The organism is Acinetobacter piscicola (genome assembly GCF_002233755.1).
GTDB classification, from domain to species: domain Bacteria; phylum Pseudomonadota; class Gammaproteobacteria; order Pseudomonadales; family Moraxellaceae; genus Acinetobacter; species Acinetobacter piscicola.
On sequence record NZ_KZ268705.1, the window covers coordinates 105,221 to 121,137 of the forward strand.

Annotated in this window: 13 protein-coding genes and 1 pseudogene; 5 read left to right on the top strand and 9 right to left on the bottom strand. The window is 35.7% G+C overall.

Annotation, left to right across the window (positions count from 1 at the left end):
* The first annotated feature begins 249 nt into the window (after nucleotides 1-249).
* Nucleotides 250-1,368 (top strand): Fic family protein, encoded by a 1,119-nt coding sequence (locus CDA10_RS02105; protein WP_089603863.1) that lies wholly within the window; start codon nucleotides 250-252, stop codon nucleotides 1,366-1,368.
* Between the two features lie 610 nt (nucleotides 1,369-1,978).
* Here the strand turns inward: CDA10_RS02105 and CDA10_RS02110 are convergent.
* The 3 genes from CDA10_RS02110 to CDA10_RS02120 all read right to left on the bottom strand — a co-directional run bounded on the left by CDA10_RS02110 (nucleotide 1,979) and on the right by CDA10_RS02120 (nucleotide 4,771).
* Complete coding sequence (locus CDA10_RS02110) at nucleotides 1,979-3,061, bottom strand: ArsO family NAD(P)H-dependent flavin-containing monooxygenase (RefSeq protein ID WP_089603864.1); 1,083 nt, start codon at nucleotides 3,059-3,061, stop codon at nucleotides 1,979-1,981.
* 183 nt (nucleotides 3,062-3,244) lie between these two features.
* The gene (locus tag CDA10_RS02115) at nucleotides 3,245-3,715 is read right to left on the bottom strand and encodes a RidA family protein (protein ID WP_089603865.1); all 471 of its coding nucleotides are present in this window, start codon (nucleotides 3,713-3,715) and stop codon (nucleotides 3,245-3,247) included.
* 21 nt (nucleotides 3,716-3,736) lie between these two features.
* Nucleotides 3,737-4,771, bottom strand: a complete 1,035-nt coding sequence (locus tag CDA10_RS02120) for a quinone oxidoreductase family protein (protein WP_089603866.1) — start codon at nucleotides 4,769-4,771, stop codon at nucleotides 3,737-3,739.
* A gap of 187 nt (nucleotides 4,772-4,958) precedes the next feature.
* Between CDA10_RS02120 and CDA10_RS02125 the strand changes: the two genes are divergently transcribed.
* Complete coding sequence (locus CDA10_RS02125) at nucleotides 4,959-5,300, top strand: winged helix-turn-helix transcriptional regulator (RefSeq protein ID WP_323807398.1); 342 nt, start codon at nucleotides 4,959-4,961, stop codon at nucleotides 5,298-5,300.
* Here the strand turns inward: CDA10_RS02125 and CDA10_RS17135 are convergent.
* The 4 genes and pseudogenes from CDA10_RS17135 to CDA10_RS02145 form a co-directional block, all read right to left on the bottom strand.
* Nucleotides 5,286-5,804, bottom strand: a pseudogene (locus tag CDA10_RS17135) (transposase); the annotation flags it as partial. The gene CDA10_RS02125 and the pseudogene CDA10_RS17135 overlap by 15 nt on opposite strands.
* Before the next feature lie 153 nt (nucleotides 5,805-5,957).
* Nucleotides 5,958-7,655: a hypothetical protein gene (locus CDA10_RS02135; protein WP_089603957.1), complete on the bottom strand. Its 1,698-nt coding sequence runs from the start codon at nucleotides 7,653-7,655 to the stop codon at nucleotides 5,958-5,960.
* Between the two features lie 319 nt (nucleotides 7,656-7,974).
* A complete protein-coding gene (locus CDA10_RS02140) occupies nucleotides 7,975-9,036 on the bottom strand; it encodes an AraC family transcriptional regulator (RefSeq protein WP_407640362.1) in 1,062 nt (353 codons plus the stop codon).
* A gap of 306 nt (nucleotides 9,037-9,342) precedes the next feature.
* Nucleotides 9,343-10,176 carry a pirin family protein gene (locus CDA10_RS02145; RefSeq protein ID WP_089603868.1) on the bottom strand — a complete coding sequence of 278 codons (834 nt, stop codon included), beginning with the start codon at nucleotides 10,174-10,176 and terminating at the stop codon, nucleotides 9,343-9,345.
* Nucleotides 10,177-10,905: 729 nt separating this feature from the next.
* Here CDA10_RS02145 and CDA10_RS02150 point away from each other — a divergent pair.
* Nucleotides 10,906-11,574, top strand: a complete 669-nt coding sequence (locus tag CDA10_RS02150) for an isochorismatase family protein (RefSeq protein WP_089603958.1) — start codon at nucleotides 10,906-10,908, stop codon at nucleotides 11,572-11,574.
* A gap of 211 nt (nucleotides 11,575-11,785) precedes the next feature.
* Nucleotides 11,786-12,070: a GNAT family N-acetyltransferase gene (locus tag CDA10_RS02155; protein ID WP_089603869.1), complete on the top strand. Its 285-nt coding sequence runs from the start codon at nucleotides 11,786-11,788 to the stop codon at nucleotides 12,068-12,070.
* Between the two features lie 152 nt (nucleotides 12,071-12,222).
* Here the strand turns inward: CDA10_RS02155 and CDA10_RS02160 are convergent, their stop codons facing one another.
* Complete coding sequence (locus CDA10_RS02160) at nucleotides 12,223-12,930, bottom strand: YoaK family protein (protein WP_089603870.1); 708 nt, start codon at nucleotides 12,928-12,930, stop codon at nucleotides 12,223-12,225.
* A 489-nt stretch (nucleotides 12,931-13,419) separates the two neighbouring features.
* On the opposite strand from CDA10_RS02160, the gene CDA10_RS02165 reads away from it, so the two are divergent.
* Complete coding sequence (locus CDA10_RS02165; RefSeq protein WP_089603871.1) at nucleotides 13,420-14,757, top strand: hypothetical protein; 1,338 nt, start codon at nucleotides 13,420-13,422, stop codon at nucleotides 14,755-14,757.
* On the opposite strand, the gene CDA10_RS02170 is transcribed toward CDA10_RS02165, so the two are convergent.
* Nucleotides 14,754-15,794 (bottom strand): helix-turn-helix transcriptional regulator, encoded by a 1,041-nt coding sequence (locus CDA10_RS02170; protein WP_089603872.1) that lies wholly within the window; start codon nucleotides 15,792-15,794, stop codon nucleotides 14,754-14,756. The genes CDA10_RS02165 and CDA10_RS02170 overlap by 4 nt on opposite strands.
* Nucleotides 15,795-15,917: the final 123 nt, after the last annotated feature.

The following is a 15,917-nucleotide window of genomic DNA, read 5'->3' on the forward strand; positions in this document are numbered from 1 at the left end:
GAGTTATGCTTTTAAAGTAAGATGGAGAGCAATCAAGGAATTTGCTAAAGGATAGGCTTTGCAATAGATGTGAATTGGCTTGAACAATTATTGTTTAATATTTCTAATTAAAAAAAGTGATTCAACAATAATGTACCTCACATTCAATAGAGGTAAATGAGCTAATTAAGTATTAGATTCAACTCATTTATTGAGCCGAATATGTGTTATATTTAGCTCATCTTGGAAAGATTCTAAGTGGAGACTAAGATGCAAGATTGGATTTGGCAAAGTGAAAACTGGGTAAACTTCACATGGGACGATGAAATCATCTTACCCAAAACCAGACAGATTCATCAAAAAATTGGAATTCTACTTGGGCAAAGTCAACATGATTTAACCAAAGAACAATTCACTTTAGATACTCTACTTGCCAATCTTGTAGCATCATCAGCGATTGAAAATGAGACCTTAAATGTATATTCATTACGCTCCTCACTTGCTCGTCGTTTGGGTGTTACCCTTGAACAACCTTACCCAAGTTCAGACCGATCTGAGGGCTTAGCCAATACCATGCTAGACGCACTTAACGACGTAAAGCAACCGCTTACTGTTAAACGTCTTATGCAATGGCATCAATGGCTTTTTAATGACCCTGATTGGACAATGCAGCGTTTACGTATTGGTCAACTCAGAGGTTCAGAACCAATGCAAGTTGTCTCTGGTCGATTGGATTATCCAACAGTTCACTTTGAAGCACCTCCTAGAGAAGGACTAGAAGAACGTTTAGAAGCTTTTATCAATTGGTTTAATCATAGTCTAAACAATGCTTTGCTTGACCCTCTACTTCGTGCAGGTATTACTCACTTATGGTTTATCACACTCCACCCTTTTGATGATGGTAACGGTCGTATTACACGTACACTCACAGACCTTGCTTTAGCACAAATGGATGAACAGAGTATTCGCTTGTATGCAATGTCCCCCGTTATATTAAATAAACGCAAAAGTTACTATGAAATATTAGAACAAACCCAAAAAAATGATTCCAATATCACCAATTGGCTTGTTTGGTTTTTAGATACCTTAAATGACAGCCTTGAAACGACGTTAAAGCAAATTAATCGAACATTGTTTAAAAGTCAGTTTTGGCATAAGTATTCAAACTTAGATATCCATGAAGGACAACGCAAAGTATTGAATCGTTTATTAGATGGTGGTGAAAATGGCTTTGAACATGGTATTAGTGCCTCACAATATCAAAAGGTTGCTAAAGTTAGTAAAGCAACGGCTACTCGTCACTTATCTGACTTGCTCGAAAAAGCGTGTATAATCAAATTGGAAGGTGGTGGCCGCAATACTCGCTATCAGATCAATACTCAATTATAAAATAGAGTACTTTTATTTTTTACGGTATATTTTGCGGTAAAATCAATTTACCGCATAAATTAACAACTTAAAATTCAATTAGATAAGATAAAAGTTCGAGTCCCGCAGAGCGCACCATTTAGAGAATTTAGTTGTGTTTCAAAAAACCATGTTATTCATATTTTGTTTACAGCCTAGATATTACAAAGTATTGAAAATACAGTGAATTTCTCTTATTTAGTTTCAGTTACTCTATTAACAATTTAAGCCAGTATACAATTTAGAACATCACCAAAAATTTAACTAGGAAGATTCTAAGTCACTAACCTGAAAAACTTCTATCGTTTTATTTTATGTTTTAATTTCAATCAATTATAAAATAGTTCTATATATTTTATAATTTCTACTTTGGTTTCCGCTTTTATCTGATTCTTTCTTGTTAGAGTCGTCTTTTCTTGTTGGATAACAATAAATTCATTATCCAATTTACTTTAGAAATTTAATAACAAAACAATCTATGTTGTATCAAAAGCAAAAAAATATGCTTTATCTCAAATACCCAAATTAAAAAATAATGCAGCGAGATGGTCAGTCTCATTAAGTACATACATTGACCAAAAATGTGTTCGATCTATAAATTTTCAATATCTGCTAAATAAGCTTCAATTTCATCTACCGCGGCTCGTGATGTTCTAGAAACACCTATTATTGTAGCTGAAGCCATTCCTGTCCATTCACCGTAACCGACCAACCATACATTATTTGCTTTTAAAGATCGTCCACCTACTACTGCAACGGTATTGTTAGGTTCAACAATATCTAGACTGCGTAAATGACTTAATGCTGCTCTAAATCCTGTACACCATATTACTGCATCGATTTGCTCTTCTGAACCATCAGACCAAATGACAGAATGGTTTGTAAATGATCTGAAAGGTCTGCGACTAAAAAGAACACCTCGATCTCTTGCCTCTTTCACACTATCAATCATTACAATATAACCTAAACCAGCTACAGATTGATCAGGCTCAATAATGCCACTTTCCTGCTGTGCTTTTAATCGTTCAGTCGCTTTTAAGAATAATGTACGACCATCCACATCGTCAGGTAAGAATTTGGGTGGTGTAGCTGTCACCCAAGTGGCTTGGGCAACTTTAGAAACTTCAGCAAAGATTTGAGCACCCGAATTACCGCCCCCTACAACGATCACTTTCTTATTCTTAAATAATTCAGTATTTCTATACTGTGCCGAATGAAGTTGCATACCTTGAAATATTTCACGACCATCACAAGTTGGAATATAGGGTTGACTCCAATTACCTGTTGCACTCACGACAGCTTTGGCTTGCCAATATCTATCTCCTGCATAGACCTCTAAATACTTCCCTTCTGATTCCACGCGTTCAACATATACAGGACGAATGATTGGAAACTGATATCTTTGTTCATAAGCCGATAAATATTCTATGACCTCATTTCGCGTAGGTGTGCTTTGCTCCGTTGTTGGCATCAACCAACCCGATAAAGAACTCCACGTATTTTGAGAAAAAAGGAATAATGATTCCCATGCATGTTGCCACGAACCACCTGCCTGATGTTGATCATCTAAAATAATAAAGGGTATTTTTTTCCGTTTTAAAAAGTAAGCGGTAGAAAGTGCTGCCTGCCCTCCACCAATAATGACCACATCGATATCTGCTTGAAGTTGGGCCAAAACACTTCTCCTTTTTATTTCAAAATAATCAGTAACAATAACAACTCAATACCATTATTTTGATGTAATTCATTTTGTATTTTATACCACTATGAATTGTGGCTTAATCAATTAAACCACAATTAGATCTGTAGCATTTTCAATATAAAAACTATGCATTGTGAATAAATATTTCCACGACATTCAAATGTTGTGTAGCTCTAAAATCAATGCAAGCCCCACAGGAAGATTTCCTGGTAAGTTACGTACACCACAAACTGTGCGTACATGCCCTGCTCGTTCTGCAAAGATTTTAACCAGTAGCTCAGAAGCGCTATCAATCACTTGTGGATGGCTTATAAAAGTTTCTTCACAAGCAACATAAGCATCTAAACGAACCACTTTTTTTACACGATCTAAATTCCCCAGATAGTGCCATGCTTGTACAAGCGAATTAAGTAAACTGAGTTGGGTGGCTTCACGCCCTGCCTCAATAGAAACTTCTAGGCCAAGCAAGCCAGTCAACGTTGGTTTTCCAGCTTGAATTGGACCTTGCATCGAGATATATAACATTGATCCAGCTTCAACCACAGCCTGATAGGCGCCTAATGGCATAGGCGCTACAGGAAGCTTTAAACCCAACTGATGTATCCGCTCAAGCGTTTGATCATGCATGTCTATCTCCTTAAAATCTGTTTACTCAACCCAAGGCAATAAAATAATACTGCCTTTAGCAAGATTAGCTCCTATCCGCTCATGGGCCTGAGCTGCGTTAGAAAGTGGAAGTACACTATCAATGATTGGTTTAATCTTTCCTTCACGGATTGGATCTAACCATGCAGCAAAGTCTTCAATGTCTCCAACTAAAGTTCCACGCAATTGTTTTTGTGTGAAAAAGAAGTTACGAATATCAAAAGTGGCTTCAGGACCTGCCATAAAACCCATTGCCACAATAATGCCTTGAGGTTTAACAGCATTTATAGTTTGTGCAAAAATATCACCACCTAAATTATCGATCACAACATCAGCACCACGACCATCAGTCCATGTGCTTATCGCTTGAACAAACTCTTCTTCACGGGAATTGATTACCAATTCAACACCTAAGCTTTTAACCAATTCCGCAGAAGTTTCATTCTGTACAGTGACAGCCACACGAGCACCTAAGGCATGAGCAACTTGAATACTCATGATTCCGGTACTTGATGCTCCTGCATGAATTAAAACGCGATCACCCGCTTTAACCTCACCGACAATTTGCACCGCGCGAATGGCTATCAGTAAAGCAACTGGCATAGCAGCAATTTGCTCTACAGGTAAGCCTGAAGTATCACGCAGCAACCAAGCTTCAGGTACGACTACATATTGCGCATAGGTACCTTGAATATGTGCACCAGGAATTGCATAGCTCTTTGCCGTGGTCACAGGACGAATATGCGCCTCAGCAGGATCAGTTGGATAACCTGGCATCGTAATGACACGATCACCTACAGCAAAACCATTTACTCCAGTGCCTAATTCAGCAACCTCACCTACCGCATCTGAACCAAGAATATGCGGAAAGAGTAAATGAGGATTGATTTGTCCCAAACGTACATAGTGATCAAGACGATTAATACCAACAGCAAGCACCTTAACCAAAACTTGTCCTGGTCCAGGAGTCGGGGTTGGAATATCTTCAATGCGAATTTGTTCAGGTCCGCCAAAGGCATGTATAACAGCTGCTTTCATGATGAATCCTCGATCAATGCTTTATGGGAATATTCATATCCTCGTATTACATTGATACTCAATATATGGTGATTAAAACAATGCTATAATCCTATTCGCTATAGCGCCTTTATGTAAAGTAGGCACTTTTTTGTGATATAGAACCCTTTTGGTGACTAATGTGGAAAATAAAGCTTCTGAGAATTTCGTGTTAAGAGAAAATTGTCCGCAGCGACGTATTCATTATGTATTGAATGGGAAATGGACCTCGATGGTGCTCTATTCTCTAAGTTTTGGTGTGATGCGAACTGGGCAATTAGAAAGGGCTTTACCAGGCATTTCTAAAAAGATGCTGACTCAAACTTTACGAGAAGTTGAAAGTGCGGGTTTAGTTCACCGTGAAGTGTTCAACGTTGTGCCTCCAAAAGTAGAATATTCACTCACTCCTTTGGGCAAAACCTTTATTGAACCATTACAAGCGTTATATGACTGGGCTGCAAATAATGCAGCTGCCTTAGATGAATTAGAGAAAAACATGCACATTACCTGAAGTAATTTTTAGATTAATTTTTTCACCTAATATATTGATAATAATATGAAATTTAAACATACAAAACTATCCCATACTACTTTTTACACGATTTTCCAACCTTTAAATACACACGCCTTTTAATTCTAAGATTATGACAAACAACCAATTTAGTAGAATCAATAATACTGATCCCCGTGCCCATTCCTTTCACCTGATGAAAGAAGCTATTTAATGCTTGTAAAACAACGAGGCATAATTTTAATAAAATAGTTATAACTAAGAAGCTTTGGGAAAGTTGATTTCCAAAAAGGAACGCCCATATGGCAATAAAAATATTTAAAGAATCTATAACCCTTTGCGAGTAATAACTCTCATAAAATAAGATGACAATCATCATGACTTGATACAGGCTTAAAGCCGATTTTTGTATTCGTTTATTTTGCTTGAAAATTAGGCCTTTTCTAATAATTCATTAAATATTTTGCAAAAATCATCCAAAAACAATTCGGTAATATGAGTCATAGAAAAGCCTTGTTTTGTAATTTTTTATCTTGAAAACCAATATATTACAAATGCTAAGGCTTTTTCTACGCTTTTTTAGATCGAACTCAGGTTATATTCGTAACGTTATATACCGATTTAACAGAGTTTCTTATTTGCTAGTCATATAATCTGTTATTGAATAGCCGCAGGTGCATCTTCCACACCACTATTTGTAGAATGAGAACAGGTTAATTTACCCTGATCACGAGCAGCTTTCCAAGCAGTATAAGGTCCATCAATTTCAGCTTGAGAATGTTTTTGTAAGGCTAAAACTGAATCACCAATTGCCAACAACTGTTGATGCATTAGATTAAAATCAATAGCATCCTTACCAAATGATGGTGCCCACAGTGACCACGGACCAGAGATGGTTGCCATTGTTGGAATCAAATTTTTATGTGAAGCATTACCAATTCCACCAAAATCACACTGTTTCGGTAAACGATCTGGAACAGGTACATCCTGCCCTGTGCCAATAAAAACACTCGGCAATTTACGTCTTTGTGCCGCTTCTGTGGCAATTTCCTGCATTAAAAGATGTTCTTCAGGAACAAACCAAGCTTGTGGTTCTGCTCTGCCAGAAAACGCTAAAGTTCGCCCTACCCCACCATCCTGACGAGGTTTTGCTAATATTTCACGAGTTCCTAAATGTTCTACAGCAAATACAAAACTGACTTTTTTCGCTTTATATTCTTCATTTAGTTTTTCCATATATCTAAAAGTGCCTTCTTTAGACATATGAAGATGGCCTGTATTAAATGCAAATTCATAAGTTTTTGGTCGGCATTTCAGCGGTAATTTAGCAAAATATTGTGCCAAAGCCACCATACCAGCAGCACCATTCTCCTGAACCCACGTATTACCGTCTGTATTGGCAACAAAAACAACTTTTTCTTCACTCATTCCAGGTAGCGTTGCAGTTAAGTTACGAGTCATGGCTTTATCTCGTTCTGCTTGAACAACGATACGTGCATCCGTTGTACTTGTTGCTAATGCTTTTATCTTGGCAAACTCATCCGATCCTAAGAAAACAGCTGGAAGTCGATAATGCAAACCATTATGCGGGTCAAAATAATCTTTCACTTGCTCTCGTGGTACATCAAAACCAAGAATCAGCCCCGCAGCTCCTGCCTTACCAGCAGCAACCAAATCACTGTGCATAAATCGCGCTGCTAAAAATGGCTTATCATATCTTTCAGTTCTCAGATCATTCAAAGCCGAACTAACATATTTTACAAATTGAAATAAAAATGCGTAAGGCGGGGCCACAACATTAGCGTAATTAGGATCATCAGCTGTTGGAATTTCACGAACAATAATTTTTCCCTTATGCTCAGCAGTAATCGGCTGATTGGCAGCTAAATAAATCAACTGACCTGTATTCCCCGTACCAGATGTACCCAATGAATACGGCACTGCTCCAGCAATCGGAATATCCTGACCATTGACAGATAGGCTTCCTGAGCGTGATAAGCTACGCCCTTTACCATTTTCAGCTTGTATAGCAGGTTGCCAGCGCTCAATTTCATAACTATCCGACTGTATTTGCATACCTGGTATTTTTTTTGCTTCTACTTCAATCCAGTCAATCAATTGATTATGAGCTTGACTCCCTGTAGAACGTAACTGACCGAGTTCTGGCCCTACCTGTACCAATTTTTCTAAAGCTGCTGCATCTGCAAATAGCTTTTCATCCATGATCGTTGGACATGTTTCTTCCACTTCAGGCTGCGTAATTGAGACACTGTCTTTATCACTACCACAACCTGTAACTGCGAAACTAAGTAAAATGAGACCTAGAGGATGTTTATAAACTTGATGCTTTTTCATATCTTTTCCTTGATGTTTACTCATCGCAACCTCTTGTACATGAAACAAATAGGCTTTTGACTTGCAGCTATATGAGCAATTTTTATGTATGTATTCCTTTACCTGCTTACCAAATACTATAAAAAAAACAGGCTTATCCAAGAACCGAACCAAATAGATCATCTGAATTTTCACAAATAATGAACTTTTGAGAGAATCTATATGATCATTCTTCCGATAATATGATGAACCAAGAGTAAAAAAATAACGCTTCTGAGTCAGAAGATTTCGAATTTAGGACAGCTCATTTAAAAAAGGGCCAAAATGACCAAAAAAATGACTATATATTTAAATTATTTAATTTTTTACGGTATTGAGTTGGTGTTAAGTTTGTTTGTAGTCTAAACCATGTAATAAATGAATGACTGGTATAAAAACCAAGTGCTTTAGAAATAAATGCAACTGAATGTTGATAGTTCACTAAATAGTTTTCAGCTAATTCGAGTCGAACTTGATCTAAAATTTTACTATAGGCATTTTCTTCTTGATGTAATTTTCTACTTAGCGTTCTGACATTAACGGCCAACTGCTCTGCAACATTTTCACGAGACAATCGTTCTTGATGTAACAATAAATAAATTTGTGCTCTCACCTGTTCAGTAAACGTTTTTTCAACTTTTTGTTGTTCAAGCAATTTTTGAGCGAATATTTTAACACTGTCATACAATCCAGAGTTTGCTGTTTTTAATGGCATGTTAAGTGATTTAGGTAGTAATAACAAAGCAGCTTCTTTTTGGTCAAAATAGACTGGACATCCAAAAAATTCATCATACATTTTTTGTAATTCAGGTGCGGCCAAAGTATGGCTAAAATGAACAGCTCTTAGTATAGAATAACCCTCATCACGGACTAATCTCACTAAACTAACCCACCAAGCCAAATTATATTCTGTCGCACAACGAATAAAAATTGGGTCTTTAGACCTACATTTCCATTTCCAATACACGATATCTGGTTCTGTTTGAATAGAAATATCACCGATACAACCAATTAAGGGTTGGAATTCTTTTAAGGTATATATTGCTTTACTTAAAGTTGATGATAAAGGCACAAGATGTCCCAAAACACCATAAGCAGTTGAGTCCATCTTCTTAGAAAAAACTAAAGAAACCAATGGATTGTTTAGAATATTATAAGTATATGAAACTGCCTTTTCAAAATAATTGAGTGGAATACATTGATTTGAATCACCTAATTGTTCCTCAGTCAAACCGCCTTGTAAAAGAAGCTCCTTTCTATTGATTCCAAAAAAGGTTGCATGCTCAAGAAAATGATTAACAAGTCCTACAAGTACTTGACTTCCAAGAGTATCATCAATATTTTTTTGTAAATCAGTGATCATACTCATCATCCCAGATAATTAATCCCTCATTTATAGTTATTGTAAATCACAATATCAAAACAATTCAAACTTTTAACCCTCATAGAGATTAAAGTCTATCGTTTTATACTGATGAATGATAACGACTGAATTTTTACAAAAAATAAGGGAGCAGAAGCTCCCCATCATCAACCAATCTGAAACTAAAACACTGACGTCAAAATTCAGATTGATATTTGTGTACTTACATTCATCATTATCTAGAATCTAGATATTTTAAATTTACACTTACTTGTTGAACTTATAGAAGTTCATAATATTCTTCTATCAACTTCCAAAATTCCCACGTTGATAATCCACAATAGCCTCTTCTATCTCTTGTTGAGTATTCATCACAAATGGCCCATATGCGGTAACGGGTTCTTTGAGTGGTTGACCCGCAAGTAAAATCACATGCAGATCTGTGATGGCTTGTAGGCTAATCTGACTTTCTTGCTGTGATTCATCACGATCCATCCACAAGGTCTGGGTCGCATCTGCTTCTACTGCGTTGTCACCAAAACGCCCTGAACCAGAAATGATATAGATAAAACCATTGAAATCACTTGGCAATTGCTGTTCAAATTTTGCACCTGCCTGCATAGAAATATCCAACATAGTCAGTGGAGAATGCGTCAAAGCAGGTCCTTCTACCTCACCCGATTGTCCAGCGAAGACTTTAACGTCAACGCCCTGCATTTTGCGTACAGGCATATCTGAACCACGCAAATCTTGATAACGTGATGTGACTAATTTGTCTTTGGCTGGCAAGTTTATCCAAAGTTGCAGCGCATGAACAAAATTTTCATCTATAGGGTGCTCATTGTGTTCTATACCACGCCCCGCTGTCATCCACTGTGCATCTCCGACTCCCAATGTACCCGCACCACCTTTAGAGTCTTCATGTGCTAATCCACCATCTAAAACATAAGTGACGGTTTCAAAGCCACGATGCGGATGTAGCCCAAATGCACCGGGTTTGAAACGATCATTCATCATGGATAAAAATGGATCATGTAGCTCCCAATTGCCAGGATAGATCGCAGCGCCTGCAACACGAATATCGGATTCATGTACCGGTTGTAATGCATTAACACGTTCAATCTTACGTTGATAGGTCATAACACACTCCTTATTTTGAATATCCTTGCATAGCAAATCATCTGAGCAGGAATATCGAAATCATTTTGAATGATATGGTGGGTAAACGATATTTTTCAATGCGGATAAAATGGTGTAAAAACTAAAATACGTTAAATAACTAAAAGCTATAGATCAAAGTCAAATAACTAAAAGTAGCATCTTGACCACCTGCTTTTTTTAATGAATCAGACACATCCACATAAACAAAGCCGCCATTAAAATTCAAATCAGGGCTTAAATATCAGTAAAATTGTTTTCAGATAGTACTTCACTCTAAACATGAAACACCTCCGTGTAGATGATTAGGTTTTTATATGTTGTACCAAAAAATATGACTCAAATTTTAGAAATTCATGAAGCCTTTTAAATAACAAAACACTGTTAGAAATGAAAGCGCTTACTCTAGAAAATTAAATTTAAAGATTAACTTAATATTAAATTTAGAATTAATTTATTCAATAATAAGATTTTTTAATCGATTTTCTTTCAACTCATAAATAAGTATTTAGCTTATTATTTCTAAAACAAGATGTAACATAAATCTGCTTTCTGAGCTAAAATTTATTCATTATTTTATATAAAGACAGATATCGATTTAAAAGTTAATCGTATTGGTTGTATATATCAAGGATATAACCATCTGTTTTAAGAACTTCCGTTGCGATAATGGAAGTGCACAATGAAAAGAAAATTTTAGAGGTGTTATATATGGCAGCTACTAATGGAATGTTAGATGCGGATGATGCGGTTATTTTACTGATCGATCATCAAAGCGGACTCTTTAATACTGTACGTGATTTACCTGTACCTGACTTACGAAACTATGTTACTGCAATTGCAAAAGCAGCGACACTTTTAAATATACCTGTAATTACAACTGCCTCTGTACCAGATGGCCCGAATGGCCCCTTAATCCCTGAAATCCATCAACATGCTCCACATGCAGTCTATGTACCACGTACTGGACAAATTAATACGTGGGATAACCCATTATTTGTGGAAGAAATTAAAAAAACTGGCAGAAAAACACTGATTATTGCTGGAACATTAACCAGTGTATGTATGGCATTCCCTGCTGTAAGTGCACGTAAGGAAGGCTATAATGTGTATTGTGTTGTAGATGCTTCAGGAAACTGGAACAAAATGGCGACAGATACATCGATTGCACGTGTAACCCAAGCTGGTGCTATTCCAACGGATACTTTTGCAATTGTGGCTGAGTTAATGCGAACTTGGAATCGTCCAGAAGGTTCTCGTTTTGCAGAAATTATTTCAGAACATATTTGCCCAGAATATAAATGCTTGATGGAAAGTTATGCAAAAGCTCAAGCTGTCTACAGAGATGGTCCAGAAACAAATTTAGATAAGTACAAATAATATAAGCTTAAGCTAAGCTCGTATTAGAAGTCATTTATCAAAAACACCTCAAACATCAATTTGAGGTGTTTGTTTTTAATCAAATAGCGAGTATTAGAATATCGCATCGGAATTTGCAGACATAAACTTATCTTTAAAAATGATACTCAAAATCAAGTGACATTAAGTTATTATACGCCATAGCACAAAACAAATAGTAAGAGGTATTACAATGCATATTCAACAAACTGATGATAATAAACACGGATCTTTTATCATGTTCGACAATGACGTTCAAATTGCAGAAATGGCTTATACTTGGGCTGGTGAGCAATTATTAATTATCGACCATACAGATGTAGATGAAAAATATAAAGGTCAGGGCCTTGGAAGAAAGCTCCTTGATGAATTGGTCGCTTTTGTTCGCGCTAAAAATGTAAAAGTTATTCCATTGTGTCCTTTTTCTAAATCAGTCTTTGACAAAGATGCATCTATTCGTGATGTTTTACGCCCCTAAAAAACCTTGTTCAATAAATTTAGATGTAATTCTCTTTTAAGGGCAGACCAATTACTGCCCTTAGGAATTTCTAGCTCTAACAGTATCACAGTCATAATTGTTAAAATTCTATCACTCGTTGCTTCTAAGTGGCTTTTATTCATCTTATTATCCTAATCTGGTTCAACAAATCTCTTATTTGCGGCAAGATAAGATAAATACAGCACTGGAATAATAAAAAATGCAACACTCCAAAAATCTAAATACACATATAAAAATGCACCTAAAAATGCACCGATCACAAAGCCGCTTACAATACTAAAGCTATGTAGTAATTTCTCTTTGTTATCATCATTTTTATTTCTGAGATAATTTGAGATATCAATACCAAACTGTGTAGTATTGCCTGTCATCATCGTACTTGGGCTAATGTGTTTAATTAAAGTTTTGCTTGATGTATTCCGAATCGCTAAAGCGATTAAACCTAAGCCAGCTGTAATTGCAACAGTCACACTATTGGCATCTTTAAAAGGTTCAAAATACAGCCCTGCAACCATAAACCCTGTTAAAAAAAGTGCTTCTCCTAAGAATAAGTAACTTAAAGCAGTGTGTCTTTGGGTACTACGGTCAATCCAATATTTGGTAATAGCAACAGTTAAAATAAATAATGGAATTGCACCAAGTTTAATCCAAATACCTGAGCCATCGTTAACCCATGCAGCACCAGCTATAACTAAGTTTCCTGTGACATGGGCAGTAAAAAAACCAAATAAAGCAATAAAACCAATCGTATCAATTGCACCGCCTACGATAATCAATAAAATTGGATCTCGGCAAATACTCCAAAATCCTTTGGGTTTAGCCATTTTTATATTTTCCATAAGCAAAAACCTTTTGTAATTTCAGCATAGATCAGTTTATTAACGAGTCTTTAAAATAAGACTAACTGCCCTATTTTAAATAAAAAATATTCGCTCTAATATTTTCATGTGATTTCAGATCATATTATCTAGCATTTTTATTTTAATCATGTTCTGACATATTTTTTAACATCTGTATATTTTGTAATAAAGTTCAATTTTTTAATTTATTAGAGGAAATAAAATAGGTCTCTTTCATAAATCATTATTTAGCCAACTGAAAGTTATAAATTTCTGCAATAAAATTAAATCGTCATCCTAAGCGTTTAGCTTTATTTCGGTATCTTCCATATTAAATCTAATTTAAAAAATCATCGAATCTGTGAATCAAAAAATTGACCCGAAATGCGACCCATAATTGTGCTTTTTTATCCAAATAAGGCTTACCCAACTTAAATATCTTGCCTATGATTTAAGCTGTTTAGTCATAACAAAAGGTCAGGAGGACTTATGTATAAAACAGTGAATTATTTTGCCAGTATATGTTTAATCGCGATGGGACTGAGTGCCTGTGGAAACGATAATGACAATCAAACTACGGTTATTTCGACACCTATCGCAACCAGCGATTGCTTTTGGCAAGGGCCTTATTTAAAAGAAAACTCTGCAACAAACTTTGCTTATCCAGATACAGGAAGTACCTATTGGGGTGCTAAATACACTTTACCTGAAGGTGCTGTACTTAGACTTAAAGCTGAATTTCCATATGCCAGATATATGTCAATTAACAGTTATAAAGCAGATACTAGCCCAGCAGATGCAATCAGCGATGATAAAATTATTCCTAACAAAAATGCCATCAACCCTTTTGTAAAGGGTCATTCTCGTAACCATTCTAAACGTTCATATACTTTAAATATTGCTGCTGGAGAAACACCTGAAAACCGTGCAGCAAATACCATCTATGATTATGCAAAAGGTGGAGAAGCTGTGTTGTTATATCGAGTTTATATACCGGATACAGGAAAAAATATCACAGGTGGCGTCGCTTTACCTCAAGTCGAATTGACCACAAGACAAGGAGAAGTTTTAACAGGACAAGCCGCTTGTAATGCGTTAAATGCGTCCAATAAAATACTAAGTATTCCTTTGATTCCTGCCAATACTTATGCAGAGGCACGTAAAAATAATCCTGCCAAAGAGACACCCGTATGGCGTGCTTCATACAACACAGCATTTACGTTGCAATGTGAATTTTATGGTATGTGTAATTCAAACCCTAAACGCAGTGTTGCTTATTATGCAAACTTAGATAACCAATATATTTCAACTTCTCTTGACCGTAGCATTAAACCAATTGTCGTCATTCGCGGAAAAATTCCTCACGTGCCTAAAACACTCAAAGGTGAAGCATATTTTGATAGTAAAAATGCACAGTTGCGCTATTGGTCTATGTGTCAAAATGAATTTTATTCACAAAAAGTGACTGACTGCTTATTTGATGAAAATGTTGATATTAATCCTGATGGGAAATATACAATTGTTACAAGTTTAGCCACGGATCGCCCTAAAAATGCGACCAAAGAGTGCGGTGTTGAGTTCTTGAATTGGTCTGAAAATGGTGATGGATTCTCTATCGTTTCTGGACGAGAAGATCATAAAACCGATGCAAGAATCATTATTCGTAATATGTTACCTGTGAATAATTTTTTAAATGCTGTTCAAAATACCCAAGTACCGGGAGATGAAACATCTGTATTGGGTGAATATTTACCTCATGCTGAATATTTTACAAAAGAAGAATTTGAAGCATTGGGTTGTAATGCCTATCAAAAACTAAAATTTTAATCCATACGAGCGGGAAGTAACCCGCTCTCTTTATATTGTTGTGGTGTCATGCCATACCATTGCTGAAATGCTTTTAAAAACTGACTTTTTGCTTTATAACCCAATAATAAAGCGATTTGTTTAATCGTAAACTGTTGTAGGCTTAAATAATCCATTACTCTTTTTTTGCGTACATTTAATAATATTTCATTAAAACTCACCTCCTCTTCATTCAATCTCCTTTGCATCGTTTTTACACTAATGTTGAGAAAACCCGCTATATTCTGTCGTGAAGGCTGTATAAATCCCAATGTCGTCAATAATAAAATTTCTATTTTTTCTTGGTAATGAATATTCTGAAATTGTTTTTCTATTGCATGAATAATTGGATTAATTTGAACTAAATCTGAATGTTCAACGCTTAAAGAATCCAAAGAATAAACCAGTTGATTATGATATTTTAAAAAATCAGGAATACATTTAAATGACTTTAAATATAAACAAGAATCTATCCATTGAGGTACATGTTTAAACTCTACATGCGTTGGCCATACATTTTTAAAATGCCCCATCAAGCGAGTAAATCCAAACATTGCGCCTTCTATTTGATGATAACTAAAAAAATCAGGTAAATTTGGTGTAAAGTTTATTTTTATACGATCTCTACACTCTTGCAGCTCAATCGAAACAACTTCAGTTAAGATTTGAAAATAATGTCCAATTAAGCGCAACATAAAAACCAATGGTAAATCAATTCTATGATCTAAACTTGGACTCAATGCGATATTCAAGACCTTATAAAAAGGTGATTGTTTTATGACACCCGTTTCAATAACTTTAATACCAAGATTTGGTTCATTGGCAAGCATGACCATTTTCTTAATTTCTTGACTGACAATTTCTAAAGGAAGTCTATCTCCTTTAAAACGCTCTAAAGCCACCCATTCTTTTGAAAGTTCTTCATATAATGCTGCCCTTTGATGATGTATAGCCCAAAATTGAAATCCTTTACGATTATTCATAACAATATGTTTATGAACACTAAATCCTTTATCCATTTAAAATCCATTGTGACCGACACTTCACCATCAGTTATTCATTTTATTCACAAATGAGTAATAAGTGTACATATAAAATAATATAGCCAGTGTACTTCAAAGTTAAGATGGGAATTACTGTCT

What these genes read in the sequence shown, in the direction of transcription:
- CDA10_RS02140 (WP_407640362.1), bottom strand. Translation starts at nt 9,036, where the DNA reads ATGATCACTGATTTACAAAAAAATATTGATGATACTCTTGGAAGTCAA.
- CDA10_RS02105 (WP_089603863.1), top strand. Translation starts at nt 250, where the DNA reads ATGCAAGATTGGATTTGGCAAAGTGAAAACTGGGTAAACTTCACATGG.
- CDA10_RS02135 (WP_089603957.1), bottom strand. Translation starts at nt 7,655, where the DNA reads ATGAAAAAGCATCAAGTTTATAAACATCCTCTAGGTCTCATTTTACTT.
- CDA10_RS02120 (WP_089603866.1), bottom strand. Translation starts at nt 4,771, where the DNA reads ATGAAAGCAGCTGTTATACATGCCTTTGGCGGACCTGAACAAATTCGC.
- CDA10_RS02115 (WP_089603865.1), bottom strand. Translation starts at nt 3,715, where the DNA reads ATGCATGATCAAACGCTTGAGCGGATACATCAGTTGGGTTTAAAGCTT.
- CDA10_RS02170 (WP_089603872.1), bottom strand. Translation starts at nt 15,794, where the DNA reads ATGGATAAAGGATTTAGTGTTCATAAACATATTGTTATGAATAATCGT.
- CDA10_RS02150 (WP_089603958.1), top strand. Translation starts at nt 10,906, where the DNA reads ATGGCAGCTACTAATGGAATGTTAGATGCGGATGATGCGGTTATTTTA.
- CDA10_RS02155 (WP_089603869.1), top strand. Translation starts at nt 11,786, where the DNA reads ATGCATATTCAACAAACTGATGATAATAAACACGGATCTTTTATCATG.
- CDA10_RS02165 (WP_089603871.1), top strand. Translation starts at nt 13,420, where the DNA reads ATGTATAAAACAGTGAATTATTTTGCCAGTATATGTTTAATCGCGATG.
- CDA10_RS02160 (WP_089603870.1), bottom strand. Translation starts at nt 12,930, where the DNA reads ATGGAAAATATAAAAATGGCTAAACCCAAAGGATTTTGGAGTATTTGC.
- CDA10_RS02145 (WP_089603868.1), bottom strand. Translation starts at nt 10,176, where the DNA reads ATGACCTATCAACGTAAGATTGAACGTGTTAATGCATTACAACCGGTA.